Annotated in this window: 19 protein-coding genes and 1 tRNA gene; 10 read left to right on the forward strand and 10 right to left on the reverse strand. The window is 59.3% G+C overall.

Annotated elements, in window-relative coordinates; translation table 11 throughout:
* The first annotated feature begins 558 nt into the window (after nucleotides 1-558).
* Both HALTADL_RS09370 and HALTADL_RS09375 read left to right on the forward strand, forming a co-directional pair.
* Nucleotides 559-1,917, forward strand: a complete 1,359-nt coding sequence (locus HALTADL_RS09370; protein WP_089670558.1) for a metallophosphoesterase — start codon at nucleotides 559-561, stop codon at nucleotides 1,915-1,917.
* Nucleotides 1,918-2,089: 172 nt separating this feature from the next.
* A complete protein-coding gene (locus HALTADL_RS09375) occupies nucleotides 2,090-3,679 on the forward strand; it encodes a Cdc6/Cdc18 family protein (protein WP_089670557.1) in 1,590 nt (529 codons plus the stop codon).
* Here HALTADL_RS09375 and HALTADL_RS09380 read toward each other — a convergent pair.
* Nucleotides 3,676-4,629 (reverse strand): S24/S26 family peptidase, encoded by a 954-nt coding sequence (locus HALTADL_RS09380; RefSeq protein ID WP_089670556.1) that lies wholly within the window; start codon nucleotides 4,627-4,629, stop codon nucleotides 3,676-3,678. The two genes, HALTADL_RS09375 and HALTADL_RS09380, sit on opposite strands and share 4 nt — an antisense overlap.
* A gap of 261 nt (nucleotides 4,630-4,890) precedes the next feature.
* Here HALTADL_RS09380 and HALTADL_RS09385 point away from each other — a divergent pair, with 261 nt between their 5' ends.
* The 3 genes from HALTADL_RS09385 to HALTADL_RS09395 all read left to right on the forward strand — a co-directional run bounded on the left by HALTADL_RS09385 (nucleotide 4,891) and on the right by HALTADL_RS09395 (nucleotide 9,702).
* Nucleotides 4,891-6,477, forward strand: coding sequence for a DNA-directed DNA polymerase II small subunit (locus HALTADL_RS09385; protein ID WP_089670766.1), 1,587 nt, complete (start codon nucleotides 4,891-4,893; stop codon nucleotides 6,475-6,477).
* A gap of 63 nt (nucleotides 6,478-6,540) precedes the next feature.
* The gene (leuS, locus tag HALTADL_RS09390; protein ID WP_089670555.1) at nucleotides 6,541-9,417 is read left to right on the forward strand and encodes a leucine--tRNA ligase; all 2,877 of its coding nucleotides are present in this window, start codon (nucleotides 6,541-6,543) and stop codon (nucleotides 9,415-9,417) included.
* Nucleotides 9,418-9,492: 75 nt separating this feature from the next.
* Nucleotides 9,493-9,702, forward strand: coding sequence for a DUF7535 family protein (locus HALTADL_RS09395; RefSeq protein WP_089670554.1), 210 nt, complete (start codon nucleotides 9,493-9,495; stop codon nucleotides 9,700-9,702).
* A gap of 7 nt (nucleotides 9,703-9,709) precedes the next feature.
* On the opposite strand, the gene HALTADL_RS09400 is transcribed toward HALTADL_RS09395, so the two are convergent.
* The 6 genes from HALTADL_RS09400 to HALTADL_RS09420 all read right to left on the reverse strand — a co-directional run bounded on the left by HALTADL_RS09400 (nucleotide 9,710) and on the right by HALTADL_RS09420 (nucleotide 14,193).
* Complete coding sequence (locus HALTADL_RS09400) at nucleotides 9,710-10,726, reverse strand: ornithine cyclodeaminase family protein (RefSeq protein WP_089670553.1); 1,017 nt, start codon at nucleotides 10,724-10,726, stop codon at nucleotides 9,710-9,712.
* 276 nt (nucleotides 10,727-11,002) lie between these two features.
* On the reverse strand, nucleotides 11,003-12,643 hold the full coding sequence (thsB, locus tag HALTADL_RS09405; protein WP_089670765.1) for a thermosome subunit beta: 1,641 nt from the start codon (nucleotides 12,641-12,643) through the stop codon (nucleotides 11,003-11,005).
* Nucleotides 12,644-12,993: 350 nt separating this feature from the next.
* Nucleotides 12,994-13,164: a hypothetical protein gene (locus tag HALTADL_RS17360; RefSeq protein ID WP_162551634.1), complete on the reverse strand. Its 171-nt coding sequence runs from the start codon at nucleotides 13,162-13,164 to the stop codon at nucleotides 12,994-12,996.
* Between the two features lie 332 nt (nucleotides 13,165-13,496).
* Nucleotides 13,497-13,577: transfer RNA gene (locus HALTADL_RS09410), tRNA-Ser, on the reverse strand.
* Nucleotides 13,578-13,606: 29 nt separating this feature from the next.
* The gene (locus HALTADL_RS09415; protein WP_265472925.1) at nucleotides 13,607-13,789 is read right to left on the reverse strand and encodes a hypothetical protein; all 183 of its coding nucleotides are present in this window, start codon (nucleotides 13,787-13,789) and stop codon (nucleotides 13,607-13,609) included.
* A gap of 20 nt (nucleotides 13,790-13,809) precedes the next feature.
* Nucleotides 13,810-14,193 (reverse strand): Rid family detoxifying hydrolase, encoded by a 384-nt coding sequence (locus HALTADL_RS09420; protein WP_089670551.1) that lies wholly within the window; start codon nucleotides 14,191-14,193, stop codon nucleotides 13,810-13,812.
* Nucleotides 14,194-14,307: 114 nt separating this feature from the next.
* Here HALTADL_RS09420 and HALTADL_RS17760 point away from each other — a divergent pair, with 114 nt between their 5' ends.
* Nucleotides 14,308-14,469 (forward strand): hypothetical protein, encoded by a 162-nt coding sequence (locus HALTADL_RS17760; RefSeq protein WP_177171880.1) that lies wholly within the window; start codon nucleotides 14,308-14,310, stop codon nucleotides 14,467-14,469.
* A 14-nt stretch (nucleotides 14,470-14,483) separates the two neighbouring features.
* On the opposite strand, the gene ilvA is transcribed toward HALTADL_RS17760, so the two are convergent.
* Both ilvA and HALTADL_RS09430 read right to left on the reverse strand, forming a co-directional pair.
* Complete coding sequence (gene ilvA / locus HALTADL_RS09425; RefSeq protein WP_089670550.1) at nucleotides 14,484-15,695, reverse strand: threonine ammonia-lyase; 1,212 nt, start codon at nucleotides 15,693-15,695, stop codon at nucleotides 14,484-14,486.
* A 185-nt stretch (nucleotides 15,696-15,880) separates the two neighbouring features.
* Complete coding sequence (locus tag HALTADL_RS09430) at nucleotides 15,881-16,348, reverse strand: gamma-glutamylcyclotransferase family protein (RefSeq protein ID WP_089670549.1); 468 nt, start codon at nucleotides 16,346-16,348, stop codon at nucleotides 15,881-15,883.
* A 128-nt stretch (nucleotides 16,349-16,476) separates the two neighbouring features.
* On the opposite strand from HALTADL_RS09430, the gene HALTADL_RS09435 reads away from it, so the two are divergent.
* Both HALTADL_RS09435 and HALTADL_RS09440 read left to right on the forward strand, forming a co-directional pair.
* Nucleotides 16,477-17,751 (forward strand): DUF7096 domain-containing protein, encoded by a 1,275-nt coding sequence (locus HALTADL_RS09435; RefSeq protein ID WP_089670548.1) that lies wholly within the window; start codon nucleotides 16,477-16,479, stop codon nucleotides 17,749-17,751.
* Between the two features lie 41 nt (nucleotides 17,752-17,792).
* Nucleotides 17,793-18,290 carry a type IV pilin N-terminal domain-containing protein gene (locus HALTADL_RS09440; RefSeq protein WP_089670547.1) on the forward strand — a complete coding sequence of 166 codons (498 nt, stop codon included), beginning with the start codon at nucleotides 17,793-17,795 and terminating at the stop codon, nucleotides 18,288-18,290.
* Nucleotides 18,291-18,314: 24 nt separating this feature from the next.
* Here HALTADL_RS09440 and HALTADL_RS09445 read toward each other — a convergent pair whose 3' ends face one another.
* A complete protein-coding gene (locus HALTADL_RS09445; RefSeq protein ID WP_089670546.1) occupies nucleotides 18,315-18,938 on the reverse strand; it encodes a methyltransferase domain-containing protein in 624 nt (207 codons plus the stop codon).
* Between the two features lie 149 nt (nucleotides 18,939-19,087).
* On the opposite strand from HALTADL_RS09445, the gene ahaH reads away from it, so the two are divergent.
* Together ahaH and HALTADL_RS09455 are read left to right on the forward strand one after the other, a co-directional pair.
* Nucleotides 19,088-19,420 carry an ATP synthase archaeal subunit H gene (gene ahaH / locus HALTADL_RS09450; protein WP_089670545.1) on the forward strand — a complete coding sequence of 111 codons (333 nt, stop codon included), beginning with the start codon at nucleotides 19,088-19,090 and terminating at the stop codon, nucleotides 19,418-19,420.
* The gene (locus HALTADL_RS09455; RefSeq protein ID WP_089670544.1) at nucleotides 19,407-21,695 is read left to right on the forward strand and encodes a V-type ATP synthase subunit I; all 2,289 of its coding nucleotides are present in this window, start codon (nucleotides 19,407-19,409) and stop codon (nucleotides 21,693-21,695) included. Before ahaH ends, HALTADL_RS09455 begins: the two co-directional genes overlap by 14 nt.
* Nucleotides 21,696-21,845: the final 150 nt, after the last annotated feature.

Genomic DNA, 21,845 nt, shown 5'->3' on the forward strand with positions numbered 1-21,845 from the left:
TGACGGAGTGGATGATGCGAATCGATTGGTCGGGCAAACATCGGTTGGAGTGGTCAGCCTGACGTGTCGCTTGATCTGGATGATAGCCAGCCGAGTCGGATGAGTCGGATGAGTGAGGGTACCCAGGAGCCGACACGATCAGACGGCCAAGCCCCCCACCCCTTCGTTTCGGGTGGAACCCTCCAACAGTGTGTCTACAGCGGAGCAAAACTGTCGACTAGAAAATTCCTAGACTAGTCTCTCTTTCATACAACAAACAAAAACAACTAGATAACAGTACTTAGTGCAGTACGGATTTGGTTTCTATGGAAAGGATATAAAGATTTCTCTCGACTACTAGTAGTTCTCGTACCCACCCCCACCCTCTCGTGGAGTTCCAGTGGAAACGAAGGGGTGGGGGGCTAGACAGTTCGTGTGGCCCAACCGACACAAACGAATCGACCCAACATACCAGTCAACCCAACACACCAGTCGACAGTTGGCAGTTACACTGACCGACTACTATCTTCATCCGTGTAGAAGACAACCGTTTTATCGTGTGGTTAGGTATCACACCTAATGGCAGATGATGTCGACCGAGTCTACTACGTCATCAGCGATCTCCACATCGGCGGCGACGAGCAGTTAGAGGAGGTCGACTTCCTCGATGAGCTACTCAGGTTTCTCAGGGAGTTGGAATCGACCGACGAGAAGGCCGAGCTCCTGATCAACGGTGACGCATTCGGTCTCTGGGAGTTCACCACTGCTGACGGAATCGCCAAGTTCGATATCCTCGAAGCAAGCTATCCCGAACTGTTCGACCAGCTCCGGTCGACCGGCCAGAACATCCAGATAACCCTCCTCCCGGGCAACCACGACCACGAACTCGCAGCCTACGATGCGTACGTCGACCGCCTTGCCGAGTACAACGTCGACCTCGTTCAGGACCAGTCGCTCGAACGCCGAGTCGGCGACCGCGTCATCCATTTCGAACATGGCCACCAGCAGGACCCCAATAACCGCATCGAAGACTGGGGCAACCCTCACGCCACACCGCTGGGCTACTACTACAACACCCTCATCACGAGCCGCGCGGGGAAGCTCTCCGACCGGGGGCGCTACAACTGGCTGAAAGACGTTCAGGCAGTCACACCCACCGAGCGGATGCCGGTGTGGCTCATCTCGAAATACTTCTACCGGGAGATGAACCCCGTCCTCCGCTACTCGCTTGTCCCCTTCCTCCTGCTGTTCAATATCAGCGCCATCCTCGCCCTCGTTGCGGGACTCGATCTCGTCGGCATCTGGTCGCTCCCGGTCGACCGAACAGCGGCGTTTCTCGCCCAGTTCGGCAGGGCTGGAGACGTCGCTTGGTTCCTGCTGTCGATCAATGTCATTGTTACCGGGCTGCTGTTGTTGGTTGGCATCCCACTCTACTTCATTCGGCGAGACGTGAGACAGACGATCAACCGGTTCGGCGTCTTCGAGACGGCGCTCACTGTCGACGCCGAGGCTCCATACGAAACGGCCGCCCGCGAGATCTTCGACGACAACCCCGACACCGCCATCTTCTGCTATGGCCACACTCACCGCCCCTCATTGCAGGGCGTCGACGGCGGCCTGCTGGTCAACACGGGAACGTGGCTCAAGCGACTCCACCGCCGCGACGGGATCATCGGCATCCTCCCGCCCGTGTTCTACCCGTCCTACCAACTGGCGACGGTCCGTATTGCAGCCGAACCCGAGGGGGTGGCCGTGGAGTTCGAGTCGATCCGAAAACCCAGCCCGGCGACCGAGGAACTCACGCTCACTGAGCGACTGTTCACTGTCGGCCGCGAGCCCGACGCCGATCTCCCCGACCGACGACTCGTCCCCGACCAGTCGACGGCCGATCCGGCGGCCACTTCCCCACCCACACCGTCAGCCGACCGGACCGATTAACAGCCGGCTGGATCGAAGGGAGAACGTTTTTGTATTCGCTCTTCCTCTGCTTCGTCTGCATCACCTGGATACAGTGTTGCCGCCCTTTCGGATGGAACTCCCCGCTTACGGTCCCCTCCGTTCGGTTTGGGCGGCACGCGCCACAGGTTCCACTTGAAACAGAGGGGGTAGTATGACGAAGGATAACACAGACTCGGAGACCGAGTCCGCCGACGACGCCACAGCAGACGATTCGACAGCCGCCAGAGACCGCTCTGCCACGTCGACGAATCTCGATTTCGATTCGATGTTCGAGGAGTCGAGCGATGAGAGCCAAGGGCTGTTCGATGACCTGTTGTCGAGCGAGCCGATCTTCGAGAACAAAGAGGTGCTCCGCCCCTCGTATACCCCCCACGAACTCCCACACCGAAACGACCAGATCAACCAGATGGCGACGATCCTCGTTTCGGCGCTCCGGGGCGATACGCCATCGAATATCCTTATTTACGGGAAAACGGGGACCGGAAAAACAGCCAGCGCGAAGTTCGTGAGCCAAGAACTCGAATCGACCTCCCAGAAGTACGACGTTCCCTGTGAGGTCGAGTATATCAACTGCGAGGTGACAGACACACAGTATCGTGTCCTCGCTCAACTCGCAAACAAATTCATCGAGAAAAACGAGGCCCGGATCGAGTCGAAAATCGAGACACTGAACGAGGTTCGCGAGCGGCTTCAGTCGACCGAGTCCGATGAGTTGATCGACGCGGCCGAGCCGACGGCTCCCAACGCTGACGACGCTGACGACGAGGAGATCAGGTCGCTGGCCGAGGAGTACGATTCGGTCGAGGCGGTCGACGCCGAAATCGAGTCACTGACTGCCGATCTCGACGAGATCGATCCCGTCCCGATGACGGGCTGGCCTACTGACCGGGTGTACTCCACGTTTTTCGACGCCGTCGACTACCACGAGCGGGTAGTCGTCATTATGCTCGACGAGATCGACAAACTCGTTGAGAAAAGCGGCGACGACACCCTCTACAATCTGTCGCGGATGAACTCCGAACTCACCAACTCTCGGATCTCCATCATGGGGATCTCGAACGACCTCAAATTCACTGACTTCCTCGATCCCCGTGTCAAATCCTCGCTTGGCGAAGAGGAGATCGTCTTTCCACCGTACGACGCCACCCAACTCCGGGATATCCTCCAACACCGTGCGGATGTCGCGTTTAAATCCGAAGCCCTGACCTCGGATGTCATCCCGCTGTGTGCGGCCTTTGCCGCACAGGAACACGGTGACGCTCGCCGCGCACTGGATCTGCTCCGGACTGCCGGCGAACTCGCCGAGCGGAGTCAGGCCGATCTGATCGAGGAGACTCATGTCCGGCAGGCCCAAGACAAGATCGAACTGGATCGGGTCGTCGAGGTCGTCCGCACCCTTCCGACCCAAAGCAAGATCGTCCTCTTTTCGATCATCCTCCTTGAAAAGAATGGGGTCCATAACATCAACACCGGCGAGGTGTTCAACATCTACAAGCGGCTCTGCGAGGAGATCGATGCCGACGTACTCACCCAGCGTCGTGTCACCGACCTCATCAGCGAACTCGACATGCTCGGCATCGTCAACGCGGTCGTCGTTTCGAAAGGTCGCTACGGGCGAACAAAGGAGATGAACCTCTCGGTCCCAATCGACGAGACCGAGGCCGTTCTCCTCTCGGACTCTCGGCTCGGCGACATCGATAACGTCCAGCCGTTCGTCCAGGCCCGGTTCGACAACGACTAATTTTCCCAGATCTGCCGTCGACCGATTGCGTACGCCGTACTGGCACCAACCGCGCTGATTCCTGCAGGGAAGAGCGGACCGAAACTCGCCGCCCCGGTCAGCGCAAGCCGGATGTAGCCGACGTGGGGAAGCCGAACTTGGGCAATACCGGTAACCCACTCCGGTCTGACGACTGGCGCGATACCGTTTGCCTGGTCGTACTGACTGTTGCTCGCGTTGTTGTCGCCTTTCGTAATGTACCCTGCGTGGGGGGCCGGACAGTGGGTGAGTTCGGCACAGTTATCCGCCGAGACGTACGCCGGATTCGCTCGGTCGTACCAGTTTTCGTTATCCTCGACGTAAAAGTGTGCGCGATGGATGATCGGTGGCCCGAACGAGCTCGGATCGTCGTAAACGACCACACTCCCGGGCTGATTGAACGATTCGTGTTCGCCATCGCTAACCGAGGCCGCCGTCACAACCCCTTTTCGGTCGGCCTCCTCGGCTGCAAACCGCCCTGGTTCGCTGACGACAATCAGATCATACTGGTTGATGTTCGGCTCCATACTCTCGCTTTCGACCGCAACCATCGGTGGCCAGACGCCGCTGATGCCGAACAACACCAGTCCGATCAGGAGGACGATACCGCCACTGATGAGTACCTCACGAAGTAACAATAGCGGTCCATCTCTGGCCGTTCGGAACCGTCTCCACAGCGATTCGGATTCTTGAGACGCGGTATGTGACTGAAAGTTCCCGGTTGCTTGCTGCTCGTCAGTGACTCTCTGGTCGTCGTCTCGGAGATGGTCGGTCGACTCGGCGCGGCCGTTCTCGGCGGATCGGTCGTCGATTTCGGCAGACGACTCTTGGGTGGATCCCTCGTTGGACTCTTGAGCGGGTTTCCCGCTGGAATCTTGAGCGGACTCCCCGCTGTCCTCGTCGCCCGGCGACCGACGATCCCCTGGACTCATTGTCCTCTCATTCGATAGGCCCGTGTTTGAACCTTCTGGGTAATTTCCCTGCTACGTCTTGTGATTTCGTCCACAGATACTCAGCTTCTGCCTGCGATAGTGACGGCTTACTCACAAGTACCGGCTGTTTATACGCTCTCTGCGGCTGTTATATTGTTCTTACTGTTCCACACCGTATCCTGTCACGAAACGTTACTCACTGCTTTCGGTTCGGGTCAGTGGTTCGGCATGCTTTTGACCGGAGCCATCTCACAACACTTTGTGCCACTGGAGACTCAGTCACGGATCGTCCGTGCGCTCGCCGAACGCGGTTACAATGCCGAGCGCGAGGCAGTGACGCTGCTGGCCGGAGCCGACGATCCGACGGCCGCACTGGCAGCAGTCGTCGATGCCACCGACGACGATGCGCTGCGTATCACCGCCGCCAGCGTTCGGGAAACGCTCAACTCCCCAACCCCCGATCCGGCAGCAGTCTCCACCGAATCACCGTCCTCAAACACCCCCGTTTCGACTCCAACAAAAAATCCTGAAAAATCAACGGAAGGAGCCGAACGTCCAGTCGAAACTGGGGGGTCTTCGACTGCGGTCGACACCGGTGCTACCGAGCCTCAGTCGAGCTCCGGCCAAGCGTCGACACGCTCCCCGGAGCCAGCCGAGATCACTGGCGATATCACCGGTCGGAGCACCGGAACCGGCGAGTACGGTCAGTTCGTCACCACGTTTAAAGATCGCTACGAGCGGCTTTCCAAACTCTTGGGCGGGCGAGTTAACCACCGCCCGGCCTCAGCAATTCAGGCGATGGCTGGCGGCAGCGAAGCCGAGATGATCGGGCTTGTCAACGACATTCGGTCGACAGCCAGCGGCCACTGGTTGATCGAACTCGAAGATACGACAGGGACGTTCCCGGTCCTCGTGATGAAAGATCGCGAGATCGCAAATATGGTCGACGACCTCCTCTTGGACGAATGTATCGCCGTCCAGGGGACCCTCGCCGACGACAGTGGGATCATGTTCGTCGACTCGCTGTTTTTCCCCGACGTGCCCCGAACGTTCCGCCCCTCGACAGCCGACCGCCACGTGCAGGCCGCGCTTATTTCCGATGTCCACGTCGGGAGCCAAGAGTTCATGGCCGACGCTTGGAACCGATTCGCCGACTGGCTCCACACCGAGGAGGCCGAATCCGTCGAATACCTCCTGATTGCGGGCGATATGGTCGAGGGTGTGGGAGTGTATCCCGACCAGGACAAAGAGCTGGATATCGTCGACATCTTCGATCAGTACGAGGCGTTCTCGGAGCATCTCAAAGCTGTGCCGGGTGATATGGAGATCGTGATGATTCCCGGCAACCACGATGCGGTCCGACTCGCCGAACCACAGCCCGGATTTGACGAGGAGCTGCGGAACATTATGTCAGCCCACGATGCCCGAATTACAGGCAATCCGTCGACCGTCACAATCGAAGGCGTCTCGATTTTGATGTATCACGGCGTCTCGCTCGACGAGGTGATTGCCGAACTTCCCGAAGACAAAGCCAGCTACGACGAGCCGCACAAGGCGATGTACCAGCTGCTTAAAAAGCGGCACGTCGCACCGCAGTACGGAGGCAAGATGCGACTTGCACCCGAAACAAAGGACTACTTAGTTATTGACGATGTACCGGACGTCTTCCACACCGGTCACGTCCACAAACTCGGCTGGGGGAAGTACCACAACGTGTTGTCGGTCAACAGCGGCTGTTGGCAGGCCCAAACCGAGTTCCAGAAGAAAGTCAATATTGACCCTGATGTGGCTCACGCACCGATTGTCGACCTCGATACACTGAACATGACTGTCCGAAAGTTCGCCTGACCGGTCGTCCGAGCGCCGCCAGCGATAGATGCTATTTTAGGCCCGACACACAGAGAGACCCGTATGGATTACAACCCGCAGGAACTCGAAGCCGACTGGCGGGAGCGGTGGGACACCGAGGAGCGGTACGAACCGGATCCCACTTCGACCGCAGATCCCGAAGCCGAGGAGACGACGTTCATCACGGTCCCGTATCCCTACCCGAGCGGCGGGATGCATATCGGCCACGCCCGAACCTACACTGTCCCCGACGTGTATGCCCGATACCGTCGACAGCAGGGCGACAACGTCCTGTTCCCGATGGCATGGCACGTCACCGGAACGCCGATTATCGGTGCGGTCGAGCGCCTCGAAAAACGCGAGGAAAAACAGATGTCCGTCCTGCAGGACACCTACAACGTCTCCGACGACGTCCTCTCCGACCTCGAAACGCCGATGGGGTACGCCCGGCACTTCATCGAAGAACACTACAAAACGGGAATGCAGTCGCTCGGTCTCTCTATCGACTGGCGACGAGAGTTTACGACCAACGACGACCGCTACTCCAAGTTCATCACCTGGCAGTACGAAACTCTCCGCGAGCGCGGTCGACTCGAAAAGGGCCTCCACCCGGTCAAATTCTGCACTGAGCAGGAAAACCCGGTCACCACTCACGATCTGCTCGAAGGCGAAAATGTCGAATACCAAGAATACACTCTCGTCAAATTCGAGCAGGGTGATATGGTCGTCCCGATGGCGACGCTTCGACCCGAAACGGTCCGTGGTGTTACCAACGCCTACATCAACCCCAACTCGACCTACGTCGAGGCAACGGTCGACGGCGAGCAGTGGCTCGTCTCGGTTGAGGCCGCCGAAAAACTGGAACTGCAGGACCACGAGGTCGACATCACACGCGAGTTCCAAGGCTCGGAGTTCGTCGGCGAACACGTCACTAACCCCGTCACCGGCGACGAAGTTCTCGTTCTTCCCGCGGAGTTCGTCGACGCTGACAACGCGACCGGCGTCGTCATGTCGGTCCCTGCTCACAGCCCCGACGACTATCTCGCCCTGCTGGAGGCGAAGGCCGACCCTGAACGCCTCGAAAGCTACGGCATCGACCCCACAGAGGTCGACGCAATCGAACCCGTTCCCATTCTCGATGTCGAAGGCTACGGCGACATTCCAGCCAAAGACGCCGTCGAATCGGCTGGAATCACCAGCAGTAACAACCCGAATCTCAAAGAGGTCACACAGGACGTCTACAACGCGGAGTTCCACACCGGTCGACTCCACGACGAGTACGGCGAGTTCAGCGGCGAACTCATCGAGGACGTGCGCGACGAGTTAGCCGCTGCCTACCGTGAGCAGGGCTCGTTTGGCGAGCTGTACGACTTCCCGGAACCCGTCATCTCTCGGGCTGGCGGTAAAGTAGTCGTCGCCTATCAGGATACGTGGTTCCTCAGCTACAACGACGAGGACTGGAAAGCCGAGGCCAAGCGCGTCGTCGACCAGCTGGACACCATCCCCGACAACACCCGTGGGGAGTACGACCACACCATCGACTGGCTCAACGAGTGGCCCTGTATTCGGAACTACGGGTTGGGCACCCGACTGCCGTGGGACGAGAGCTTCGTCATCGAGCCGCTGAGCGACTCGACGATCTATATGGCCTACTACACCATCGCTCACCGACTCGACGAGATTCCGACCGAGGATCTCGACCGCGAATTCTTCGACGCGCTGTTCTACGGCGACAAGGCAGTCGACGGCAAAGCGGACCCTCGTGCACTCGACCTGCGAGCCGAATGGCAGTACTGGTATCCCGTCACCCAGCGGTTTTCGGCCAACGACCTCATCTCGAACCACCTCACGTTCTATCTGTTCCACCACGCCGAACTGTTCGACGAGGCTCAGTGGCCCGAAGGAATCACCATCATGGGAATGGGCCTCTTGGAAGGCGAGAAGATGTCCTCGTCGAAGGGCCACGTCGTCCTCCCCGGCAAGGCAATCGAGGACTACGGAGCCGACACCGTTCGGTTCTTCCTGCTGAACTCCGCCGAGCCGTGGCAGGATTACGACTGGCGCTCTGAGCAGGTCGCGGGTGTCGAAAGGCAACTCACGCGCTTCTGGAACCGTGCCCAAGAACTGATCAGCGAAGATGTGACCGATGATGTCGACCCGGATACTGACCTCGAACATATCGACCGCTGGCTGCTCTCGAAACTCCAGACCACGGTTGCGGACGTCACTGCGGCCCTCGACAATTCCGAGACCCGGACCGCCTCGCAGGCAGCGTTCTACGGCTTCGACGAACACCTCAAATGGTATCGTCGACGGGCCGATCTCGACCGACCGGGCGCTCAGTGGACGCTCCAGCATGTCCTCGAAACCCGACTTCGGCTTCTGGCCCCCTTCATTCCGTTCATGACGAACGAACTCCACGAGCAGTTGACGGGGACCCCAGCCGAGGACGCGCCATGGCCCGAGGTCGAAAGCGAGTGGCAGTCGACGCGCACCGAGACTGAGGAGCGGGGGATCGAGCGACTCACCGGTGACATTCAAGATATTCTCAAAGTCACCGAACAGGACCCCGAGACGATTCGGGTCTATGTGGCCGCTGACTGGAAGCAATCGGTCTTCGAGACGGTTCGGGAGACCGGTACCAACGTTGGCGATGTGATGGGGGAAGTGATGCAGGACCCTGATCTTCGAGAGCGCGGCAACGAAGTCAATCAGTTGGTTCAGGATCTGGTCGAACTGGTTCGGAGTCTCGACGACGATGTGTTGGCCGTGATGGATGAGATCGACGAGCGTTCGACCTATGAGACGGCCGTCGACTTCCTCGAACGAGAGTACGACGCCGCCGTCGAGATCTATGCCGAGGACGGCGTGGAGATCGACGATCCCGAAGATCGGGCCTCGAAAGCAGTGCCGTTCCGGCCAGCGATCCACATCGAGTAGATCGACCACCCACCAAGAGCCACAGTCACGTTTTGCTGACACCCCGCTTATAGGATTTCGACACCAAATACATGTATGAGCAACGAACAGTCCGATCCCGGCGTTCTCGAATCGGCGTACAGAACGGTGACCCCTGGCTATAAGAGCCACGACGACACGGGGATGGATCTCATTGGCTGGGTCGTCTTTCTCGGCGTGATGACGCTGCTGTTCCCGTTGATCCCTGTCTTCCTGCTAGTGGTCGGTGTCGAGAAACTCCTCGTACGGCTCCGAAAGCAACAGTAGACAACGACTACTCGGCTACCCCAAGCAGATCGAACTCGGTCCCGTTTCCGTTCTCGGTTGCTTGCGTGTACACAACGTGAGCGGCCGCAACGTCCTGAATTGCCAAGCCGGTCGAATCGAAGACGGTGATTCCGTCGTCGACTGTTCGTCCCTCCTTCTGGTCGACCACGATTTCGCCAAGCGAGCCGTAGATATCGTCGTCGGTGAGTGTACCCTCGCTGTACGGGACGTTGATTTCTCCCGAGTGGGTAGTCTGTTCGTAATCGTCGATCACGAGTTTGGCGTCCAACAGAATCTGGTCGGCAAGTTCGTGTTTCCCCGCTGCATCTGCGCCGATGGCATTGATATGGGTGTGATCGCCCACGTCCTCACGGTCGACAATCGGTGATTCGACCGGCGTCACGGTCGAGAGGACGTCACAGCCTGCGGCCTCAGCGACCGATCCAGCCCGGATTTCGAAGCGGTCTTCGAACTGATCGATGAACTCGGCGGCGCGCTCGGGGTCGACATCCGAAATCACGACCTCCTCGATAGGGCGAACTGCTGCGATGGCTTCCAGTTGGCTGTAGGACTGGACGCCAGCGCCCACGATGCCGAGCGACCGTGCCTCAGGGATAGCGAGATGGTCGGTTGCGACTGCTGCGGCCCCACCGGTTCGGAGCATCGTCAGCTCGCGACCGTCCATAATCGACAGTGGAAAGGCGTTCTTTGGATCTGAGTAGATCATCGTTCCCAACACGGTCGGCAGTCCATACTCGGCGCGATTGTCGGGGTGGACGTTGACCCATTTGACGCCCGCCGCATCCCAGCCATCGTTCGTTTCGACCGAATCGCCACGAACGTTGAGATAGGCTGGCATCGACCGAAAATCACCGTTGTACTGCGGGAGATCGATGTAGGATTTGGCTGGCATCTGGGCGTCGTCGCGCTGGTAGGCCCCGAAGGCGTCTTCGAGCGCCGAAATCAGCTGCCCCATCGGTGCGTTCGCCCGGACATCCTCGCTATCGAGCAGCAGCGTGTGCATATAGATTGGTTCGACGCCGTGATATTAACGCGTGGGGTCGTCGACAGCCGCGACTCACGAGTTCGAGAATAGCACCGAGTACCGCAAAATCAATTACTCGACAACAATACCGTTCGGAGAGTCAGCAGGTGGTGTGTGGCCTATCTTCACATCGTCTCGCGGGCGAGGCCCGCGTGGCGGCGAAGCCGCCACGTTAGAGGCGCCAGCGACGCTGGCCGCCCGCTCGACACCGAGGCGGTTTGCCACTCACCGTTGGTTCGTGTTTTCCCGCCTCGCTTACATCGCGCCGCCCATGCCACCCATCCCGCCCATGCCACCCATGCCGCCGGGTGCGCCGCCTTCCTCGTCGCCACCGGAGGTCGACAGATCGCCCGCGGCGATGATGTCGTCGATCTTCAGAACGAGGTTTGCGGCCTCGGTTGCAGACGCCAGGGCCTGCTCTTTGGCGTGGGCTGGCTCGACGATGCCGGCGTCGAAGGTGTCCTCGACGTTGCCGGTGAATGCGTTGAGGCCAGCGTGGGTGTCGCCGCCTTCGTGTTCCGCACGGAGGTCGACGAGCAGGTCAATCGAGTCGAGGCCAGCGTTCTCCGCGAGGACGCGGGGAACGAGTTCGAGCGAATCAGCGAAGGCCTCGACGGCCAGCTGTTCGCGGCCGGAGACCGAGTCGGCGTAATCGCGGAGTCGGGACGCGAGTTCGACCTCAGGTGCGCCACCACCGGCGAGGACGCGACCGTCGGAGACGGTCGTCGAGACGACGTCGATGGCGTCGTTGATACCACGTTCGAGTTCGTCGACGACGTGGTCGGTCGAACCGCGGAGCAGGAGCGTCACGCCGTGGACCTCGTCGCCAGTGCCTTCGACGTAGAACAGCTCGTCGTCCTCGTCGCGTCGGACCGAGCCTTTACCCAGATCGGCGGCGGTCACCGAGTCGACATCGGAGACGACCGAGCCACCGAGGACGTTCTTGAGGAACTTGATGTCGGACTTCTTGGTCCGGCGAATAGCGAGGATGCCCTCTTTGGCAAGGTAGTGCTGGGCGAGGTCGTCGATGCCTTTCTGACAGAAGACGACGTCAGCACCGCTGTCGACGATTGCCTCGACTTTCTGTTTGAGCTGCTTTTCCTCTTGATCGAGGAAGTTCTGGAGCTGATCAGGGGTCTCAATCGAGACTTGGGTGTCGACGTCCGACTCTTCGATCTCGATTGCCTCGTTGAGCAGCAGCGTGTCGGCGCTCTCGAAGTTCGTCGGCATGTCGCCGTGGGCCGCGTTCTTATTGATGACTGCACCGACCAAGAGATCGGACTCTCCGGCCGAGCGGCCGGTCTGGGTCTCGATCTTGACGTTTTCGAGGTCGACGACGTGGGAGCCGTCGTCGGCTTCGACGGTGACCTGCTGGACTGCGCGAACGACGAGATCGGCGAGGACGTCCTTTTCGAGCTCTGCGCCCTTGCCGGTCATCGAGGTCTCGGCGACCTTCTGGAGCAGCTGTTCATCGTCAGGGTCGACTGGCTCGGCGATGTTGTCGACTTCTTCGCGGGCTTTCTCGCTTGCGAGGTGGTAGCCTTTGATAATCGCAGTCGGGTGGATCTCCTGTTCGAGAAGGTCCTCGGCATTCTTCAGGAGTTCGCCGGCGATTGCGACGGCGGTCGTCGTGCCGTCGCCTGCCTCGTCTTCCTGTGTCTCGGCGACTTCGACGATCATCTCGGCGGTCGGGTTGTCGATGTCCATCTCGGTGAGGATGGTGACACCATCGTTGGTGATGGTGACATCGCCCATCGAGTTGACGAGCATCTTGTCCATCCCTTTCGGTCCGAGTGTCGACCGTACGGCCTCGGCGACTGACCGGGCTGCAGAGATGTTATACTGCTGGGCGTCCTTATCTTGGACGCGCTGTGAATCCTCTCCGAGAATGATCATCGGCTGACCTTGCTGCATACGCTGACTCATAGTACACCTGATTGATTGTTTGTGATTCTATATAAATTCTGTGGTAGCGAGAGGACCACCGGCGACCAGAGATATTGGATTGATGATCAGTAAACACACGGCAGGCTGTACAATCAAGACAATTCGTGTGCCTCGATAACACACGACTTTATTTGGTGTGTGACGGTGATTTTTGCACTTTTATATACTGTGTCGGACGGTAGTCGACACCTACTTTGAAAGTAATCACTGCATTATTGCTGGTAACCAGTCTGTATCTGTCGACAAGCGGTAGCAATCGCTAGTAATGTAACTTCGACGAGGAGAACGAGAGGGGTCGGTTATGTTTCGAGTTCGCTCGGATCGGTGAGGAACTCACTGTCGACACGATCAGGTTCGGGTGGCCTGGCCTGTTCACCCAGTAACTCTCGCTCGCGGTTGTTCAGTTTCGACTCTAGCTGTGCGAGCTTGTTGCGGCCTTTCCGTTCGCGGCCTGCTTTCGTGTCTGGCATTGTCAACCGTGTCAAGGAATGCCATGGTTATGAAGCTTTCTATGTCGACAACTGTTCACATGCACCGCTCTTGAGTGAATACGCTGTCAGAAATGCTTGCATAGAGAGTCGACGGAGTTGATATTGGTACACCCGAACGCACGGCCAGAACAGGGATTTGAACTCACTCGCTCGGCTTCGCCTCGCTCACGGGTGCAGAGCACCCGTTCGCTAGCGTGGCGCATAGCGCCACGCCTCGCTCGCTGCTCAAATCCCTGTTTGATGTCGTGTTCCGACTCACGTCGACCGAGCACACGCTACGCGGTGCTCGAAGTTATTGTTCGTCGGAAAAACGCCAGAACAGGGATTTGAACCCTGGATCCCAAAGGGAACACGCTTTCCAGGCGTGCGCCTTACCACTCGGCCATTCTGGCTCGTATCCAACCATAGCCTGCTTGCGATTTTAAGTCCTTCCCTTCGCGGCCAGCCGTGGTTCGGCGAAATACGACATCATCCCGGCGGTCGTTCCAACCAGCAACCCAATGACAATCATGCCGAGATACCCCGTCGGCAGCGACCCGATCAGCAGGCGATACCCCTGTACGCAGACGAGGAACGTCAGCATGCCGACCGTCCCCCAAAGCACACTCGATTTCGTTCTGCGTCTCACGGCTCCATCGTTGCAACCGCCTCGATCTCGACGTCGACGCCCTTCGGGAGCGCTCCGGCTTCGACCGCGCTCCGGGCCGGTGGCTCGGCGTCGAAATAGCTTTTATACGTCTCGTTCATCTCGGCGAAGTCATCGATATCGGCCAGAAACACCGTCGTCTTCAGCACCGCACTCGCATCAAGCCCCTCGGACTCCAAGATAGCCACCACATTATCAAGTGCCTGTGCGGTCTGCTCGGCGACCGACTTCTCGTCGAGCAGCTCCCCGTCGGGCGTCAGTGGAATCTGTCCAGCCGTATACAGCGTCGACCCATCGGTCGTCGCCTGACTGTAGGCCCCAACCGCCGCTGGCGCGTCCTCGGTACTGATCGTCCGTTTCATACCGGCGATTTGTCCACTGACGGCATAAGTCTGCGTGGATTCGTTTGCTGACAACTACTGACCACTCAGACGGGCTGAAAAATCGTTATTCGAGTCGACATCCCATGATATGGTATGGCAACCACAGCCGACAGCCAGTCGAAATCAGTGTGTCGACGATGCGGATTCACGGCAGTCTCGGGCAGCGACGACTGGAACCGGATCAGCGCGCCGCCGTTTCGCCGTGTCACACAGTGTCCGGAGTGTCGTAGTACAGATGTCACCAACCGACAGTAGGGACCGACTACTGACTATTTAAGCACCTCAACCTCGTACCCGTTCGACCGGAGCTCCGCCAGTAGCTCCGCGGCGTGCTGTGGGCCGTGGGTCTCCAACTCGATCTCGACTTCCGTATCGCTCATCCCGAGTTCCCGAGATGTTCGTTCGTGGTGAATCGCGTAGATGTTGGCTTGCTGGTTGGCAATAATGTCGATCAGCCCCTGCAGTGCGCCGGGCTGATCTTTGAGCACGGTCGTGATCTTCAGATACCGGCCCATCTGGACCAGTCCACGGAGGATCACCGTCGTCAGCACGTTCATATCGATGTTGCCGCCACAGAGCGCGGGGACGATTACCTCATCCTCACGGTACTCAAAACGCTCTTCGAGCAGTGCCGACAGCGCAACTGCGCCCGCCCCTTCGACAAGGGTTTTGCTCCGCTCTAAGAGGAGTGTCAGCGCCAGTGCGATCTCCTCGTCGGAGACGGTTACCACCTCGTCGACCTGCTTTTGAATCACCTCGAACGGCCGCTGGCCGACAGACCGAGTGGCGATCCCATCCGCGACTGTGTCGACGCTGTCTCTGGTGTGGATCTCACCTTTCTGGAGCGATTGGGCGATGCTTGCGGCTCCCTCGGCCTGCACACCCACTATTCGAACATCGGGACGCTGGGTTTTGATCGCCGTCGAGATTCCGGCGATGAGTCCACCGCCGCCGATGGGGACGATGACGGTTTCGACCTCCGGGAGTTGATCGAGGATTTCGAGCCCGATAGTTCCCTGTCCGGCCATCACCGCCTCGTCGTCGAAGGCGTGGACGTACGTCCGATTCTCGCGTTCCTCAATCTCGTGGGCTCGGGCCTGCGCATCATTGTAGTCAGTACCGTGGAGCACCACGCGGCCACCGTACCGCTGGGTGGCTTTTACTTTCGAGATCGGTGCGTGTTCCGGCATTACAATTGTCGCGTCGACGCCCGCCCGCGTGGCCGCGAGCGCGACACCCTGGGCGTGATTCCCAGCACTGGCGGTGACGACCCCGGCGTCCTGTTCGGATTCGGTCAGCGTGGCGATTCGGTTGATCGCCCCTCGGATTTTGAACGAGCCGGTTCGCTGAAAGTTCTCCAGTTTGAGGTGGACGTCGGCGCCGGTCTGTTCGGAAAACGTATGGGAGTACTCCAAGGGCGTCTTGCGAGCGACAGCCGACACCCGATCTGTAGCCTCCTGGATCGCTGACAGCGAGAGCATACCTCCTTCTCACCGGAGCGACCGCTAATGGATTTCGGTGCGTTGCAAAAGGGAATTGGGGAATGCACGCGTGTGACGTGCAACTGGAATAATGGACCGGGACTATAAAAATGTACGGCACGCGGAGTGAAAGTAAAAAACGCATTACTGCGTCGGGGTAACCACCGGCGTCAGACGGTCGTCAGTCAGGAGTCATCGTTGCCCATCTCGACTGGATTTATCTCGATATGGACCTCGTTTGTCTCGATATAGTCGACCACCCGGTGGTCGAACGCTCCCGATCCGGGCCAGTCGACGTCCTCGGAGACACCCACCCTGTTCGGAGCACCGATATAGACGGCTGCGGTGTCGACATCGAACATCGATCCATCAACCTTGGTTTCGTCTTTTTCCGCACGCGGGGACATCAATACTGGTACCGTGCATCGACAGTAGAGCCCCCGGTCGACGCCCTCGTAGCCGTCGAGTCGGTCGATCTCCGGCGTTGCCAGCAGCCGACCGGCCACTTGCTCGCCGGGGACGAGCGTGGGATATCGGCCGTCGACGCGCTGGAGGCCGTGGCAGACGGCCGGGGGACCGAACCGACACTCATCGAGGAGTGTCGACACCTGTTGGGGATCGGTTAATGTGCCGTACACGAAGACGACGGTCATGGAGTCTCTTCGGGTAAGATAGCGAAAGTAGCTGTGATTGTTCGCTCCGAATGAGCTAGTAGGCACTGACTACTACCACGCTGATTCGGTAGATGGGTTTTTGTCTATTCGGATAAGAGTCCCTACAGATGAAACGCCTCCCGCTCGTGATCGCTATCCTCCTGATCACGACCGTTATCGGTGCTGGTGTAGGTCCGCTATTAGGTGATACCGATAGTGTGGGGCAGGCAGACCCCGTCGACTTCGAGCCGTCATATGCGACACAGGTAACTGAGACGACCGAGGCCGACCGTGGGGTCATCAACGTATTGGCAATCCCAACGGGGGACATCGAGCGGAGTGAACTGCGTCGACAGTACGCGGATCTCGGCCCTGCCTCGGAGTTTGACACTGGCGTGACGACCGACAGACTCGCCACGCGGGCTATCGAACGCCAACTCGAGTCGACGAGCGCCGACGCCGAGCGAGAATCTCAACTCGATGCGGAACTCAGCACCGTTGAAGCCGAGGTCGACGGGCTCGAAACCCGTGAACGAACGGCGACACGCGCATTCAGCCGCGGGGAGATCGCCCCACGGGAGTTCCTGATCGAACTGGCGACGATCCATCTCAAAGCAACTGTACTCAGAGACCGGACAGCCATGTTGGAGTCCCGCGCGTCGACGTTCGACGATGAGCGATTCTCGAATAGCCGGTTCCAGCGGATCGAGTACGACCTCCAGATGCTCGAAGGCCCACTCCGAGCCCACGCGGTTGCAGTGCTTCGTGCAGAGCGCCCCGCCAATCGGATCATGATCGAAACGAGTGACTCCGGAATCGCGCTGACGGCCATCGATGATGGACAGTACATCCGAGAAGTAACCCGAAAAGAACTGCGGAAAAATGGCACGGGTGAGCTAACCCCCGAGCGGGCCGAGGAACTCACCCAACAGCAGTATCCGACGCTCTGGAACCGATCTACGAGTTGGAGTTCTGCCGGGCCGGGATCCCTGTTCGTGATGTCTGTCAACTTTGAACAAGGCGGGTTTCAAACATTCATCGATGGACCGTCCGAACGGACGTTTATCGAACATCAACAACTGCCGTTGGACACCGTCATTACCGGTTCGGAGACAACGAAGATCCAAGACGGACTGAACGTGACTGTCGAGCAAACCTACGCAGGCGGCCCGTTCCGCCTCACCGTCACCGACGAGTCGACCGGTGAGCCGGTCGAAGCGACGGTCACTGTCGGCCAAGACGGGCAAGAAAGCCAGACTGTCGGCACCACCGATGCCGAGGGCGCGCTTTGGGCGCTCAGTCCGCGTGGTACGTTCACGATCACCATCTTCGGTGAAGGTAACTCCGCGGCGTTCATCGACATTACACCACCGGCACCAGAAACAGTGACCACCGCCGAGTAGTCCCCAACTATTTTTATATCAAACCGCGGCCAGCCCGCCGTATGTCGTGGTCCCGCCAGTCAGCCGTCACGCATCGAACGCGAACAGGGCGAGCCTCAATCCCGGTCATCGGCACTATCGCTCTCGTTGCAGTGACGCTTGTCGTCGCCCTCACGCTGGGGACAGTGGTCCTCGGCCAGGGGTCGACGCCCGAGCCGGCACCGACGGCCGTGATTGATCTCTCGGTCGACGGCGATACGCTGACGTTCGCACACGAAAGCGGCGAGACTCTAGATGTTCGGGAACTCTCAGTTCGCATCTCGGTCGACGGGGAACCGCTCGATGACCACCCACCGGTGCCGTTTTTTTCGGCGTCGGGGTTTGAGTCGGGTCCGACAGGCCCGTTTAATACGGCGAGCGATCCGGAGTGGGAGATCGGCGAGACAGCGAGTCTGACGGTCGCAGACACCAATAGTCCGACACTCGATTCGGGGTCGACCGTCTCCGTTCGGATGTATTGGGAGAACAAACCGGTGATTCGAACTGAAACGCAGGTGTAGCAGTGTCTCGGGGAGACTGTGCGGCTATTTCTCGGGGACAGTCGCAACCGTGGTGATCGCTTTCGGACTCCCCGAACTGGCCTGCTGGATGTGGTGTTCGAACTCGGTGTAACCCGCCTCGGTGAACATCCGGTCGGCCTCGCTTTCGTCGTAAAACAGCATGATGGCGTCGGCGAGTTTCTGCATCACTTTCGAGTTGGGGTAGTCCGGCCCAACTACCAGCACGCGGCCGCCGGGTTTGGTGACTCGGCGGAACTCTTCGAGGGCGTCGACGGGGTTGGGCCAGTACTCGATGGAGCCCGACGACCACAGATGGTCGAAACTGTTGTCGGCAAACGGGAGCCGTTCGGCGTCGCCACGATGGAAGTTGACGTCACCGTTTTTTCCGAACTTTTTGAACGCCTTCTGCATCTGATGAATGGACTGGTCGAGACAGTACACCTCATCAGTGTGCTGGAGGAGTCCCTCGGTCGCAAAGCCGGTGCCGCTGCCGACGTCGAGGACTCGGTCGCCGGGCTGGATGGCGAGCCACGACAGCGCCTCGTCCCGCATCGGTTCGTTCCAGATGAAGGGGTTGATCGTGTCGTAGACTTTCGAGAGATATTTGTAGAACAGGCGGGCGCGGGCCTTGTTCTCAAGGAGTCCCATGTTGACTCATCGTAGGGGTGCCCGGACAATAACGGTGCGGTTTTCTGACCGTTCACTCCAGTTGAGAGAGACGGGACGGTGGGCCAACCGCCGGACAGTTCCGCAAACACCTTATACGCAGATGCAGGACATTCGAACGATTAGTGAGTATGCCGAGACCAGACGTTCTCAAACAGATCAAGGAGGCCGAAACGCGGGCCGACGAGATCATCGCGGAAGCCGAGTCTGACCGTGAGGAGCGGATTGCCGAGGCCAGACAGGAAGCCGACGAGATCCGTGAGTCCGCCCGGGAAGACGCCGAGGAGCAAGCAACTGACCGCCTTGCGGAGGCCGAGAAGGATATCGAGGCCCGCCGCGAGGAACTCCTCGAAGAGGGCACAGAGACCCGCCGCGCGCTCGTTGACGACGCCAGCGACCGGATCGACGGCGCCGTAGAGCTCGCACTCGAACACTTCGAGGAGGCTGTCGATGCTCAGACCTGAGCGGATGAGCAAGGTCTCGGTGGCCGGCTCCAAACGCGTTTTGGAGTCGACCATCGAGGCAGTCTACGAGATGCGCGTGCTCCACCTCTCGGAGTACGACGAGTCGTGGGACTCGTTCAACCTCGGACACTCCCTTGAGAGCTCCGAGGAAACAAACGACAAACTCGTCACCGTTCGCGCCCTCGAAAGCATCCTCGATGTAACTGATGAGGATGCCGACGAGGAGATCCTCGTCGACGACGAGATGCTGGCAACTGAGCTCTCGTCGCTCCAAGAGACGGTCAACGAACTTGACGACCGGCGAAGCGAGCTTCGGACACAGCTCCGCGAGCTCGACGAGGAGATCGACGCCGTCGAACCGTTCGCGGATCTCGGGATCGATCTGGATCTGCTTTCGGGCTACGATTCGCTCGTCGTCAGTGTCGGCCAAGGCAACCGCGAGGCAATCGAGTCGACGCTCGCCGAAAGCGATGGGATCGACACCTTCGATATCATGTCGGGGAGCCGGACCCACGCTATCTTCGCCAAACCGACCGCCGACGCCGAGGATGACGTCCTCGCCGACGCGCTCGTGGGCGTCGACTTTGCGACAATCGAGATTCCAGACGCCGAGGGGAGTCCCGAAGCCTACGTCGAGGAACTCGAAGCCGAAAAAGAGTCGGTTCAGGCCGACCTCGACGAAGTCGAGGCCGAACTGGAATCAATCAAAGCCAATCAAGCAGGTTTCCTGTTGTCGGCCGAGGAGTATCTCTCCATCGAGGCCCAGAAGAAACAGGCCCCGCTGTCGTTTGCAACGACGAAAAACGCCTTCGTCGCCGAAGGCTGGATTCCCTCAGAGCGCTACGAGGAGTTCAAAACGACGCTGACCGAGGCCGTCGACGGACCCCTCGACATCGACGAGGTCAAACGGGCGCAGTTCAAGTCCGACGGCGACCACCACGTCGAAGATGTCGAGCCCGAGCCGCCGGCCGTCGACGAGGGCGCGACGCCGGAGCAGCCGTCGACTGCCGAGGAGTCGGCGACCGCAGACGGCGGCGAGAAAGCCCGCACTGATGGCGGTTCGGTCACGATGGGCGACGATACCCCGCCGATTGTGCAGAACAATCCGGGCATCGTCAAACCGTTCGAAGTCCTGATTCAGGCGGTCAGCCGACCGAACTACAAAGAGTTCGATCCGACGATCATCCTCTTTCTGACGTTCCCGGCATTCTTCGGGTTCATGATCGGTGACGTCGGATACGGGATCATCTATTCGGCAATCGGTTACTTCCTCTATGCGAACTATCCGGACAGCCCCGGCTTCCGGAGCATGGGTGGTGTCACGATTGCTGCCGGACTGTTCACGATACTGTTCGGCTTCCTCTACGGTGAGTTCTTCGGGCTCCACGTGATTGCGACGTACTTCTGGGAAGGCGTCGTCGGTCTTGCCCACGCACCGATAGAGAAAGGTCTCTCACCGGCTGGTGTCGACTGGGCGACCGGTTGGCTCGTCGTGAGCGTTCTCGTTGGGATCATGCATCTCAACATCGCGTGGATCTTCGGCTTCTTCGAGGATCTCCAGATACATGACCTCAAACACGCGATCTACGAGAACGGCTCGTGGATCATCATGATGAACGCGCTGTGGATCTGGATCTTCAGCGACGCGCTTCGCGGGACCGTCCCCGACTTCATTTTCACGACGTTCTCCGCCGATGGCGTCCTGCCGCTGGGCTTCACCGGTTTCCCGGCGATGACAGTGTTTGCGACTCCTGTCGGTGATATCACGGCACCACTGCTCGTGTTCTTCCTCGGTCTCGGACTGCTCGCCTACGGTGAGCCTATCGAGGTCGTGGAATTCCTGAACGTGCTCGTGAACGTGCTGTCGTACACACGACTCGCTGCGGTGCTGCTCGCCAAGGCAGGAATGGCCTTCACGGTCAATCTACTGTTCTTCGGCGTCTGGGTCACCGAAACACCGTCGGGCGCTTCGGACTGGCACTTCGGCCTCCAGCACTCACCGGCGTACTACGTCGAACAGGGAACCTACCACGGTGAGGAGGTTACCGGCGTCTTGTTCGGCGGGCTCGTCCACGGCGACATCGCGACACTGCTGCTCGGACTGGTCGTGCTCGTGCTCGGGCACATCCTCGTCCTCGCGCTGGGTGTCACCAGTGCCGGACTGCAGGCAGTGCGTCTCGAGTACGTCGAGTTCTTCAACAAGTTCTTCGAGGGCGGCGGCCGCGCGTACAACCCGTTCGGCTACGAACGGACCTACACCGCCAGCGAAGACTGACACCTTCGGGGGACTCTCGATGCTGTTTTTTTGCTTTCGGTAGTCGACCTTCGCTGTCGTAGTCAGTGGCTACCTGAGACGGCGTCATCCGATACGTGTTGGTGTGAACTGTTCGCACGCATTCGGTCGAAATCACACTCTATGGCCGCT

It is taken from the genome of Halohasta litchfieldiae (genome assembly GCF_002788215.1).
GTDB lineage: Archaea > Halobacteriota > Halobacteria > Halobacteriales > Haloferacaceae > Halohasta > Halohasta litchfieldiae.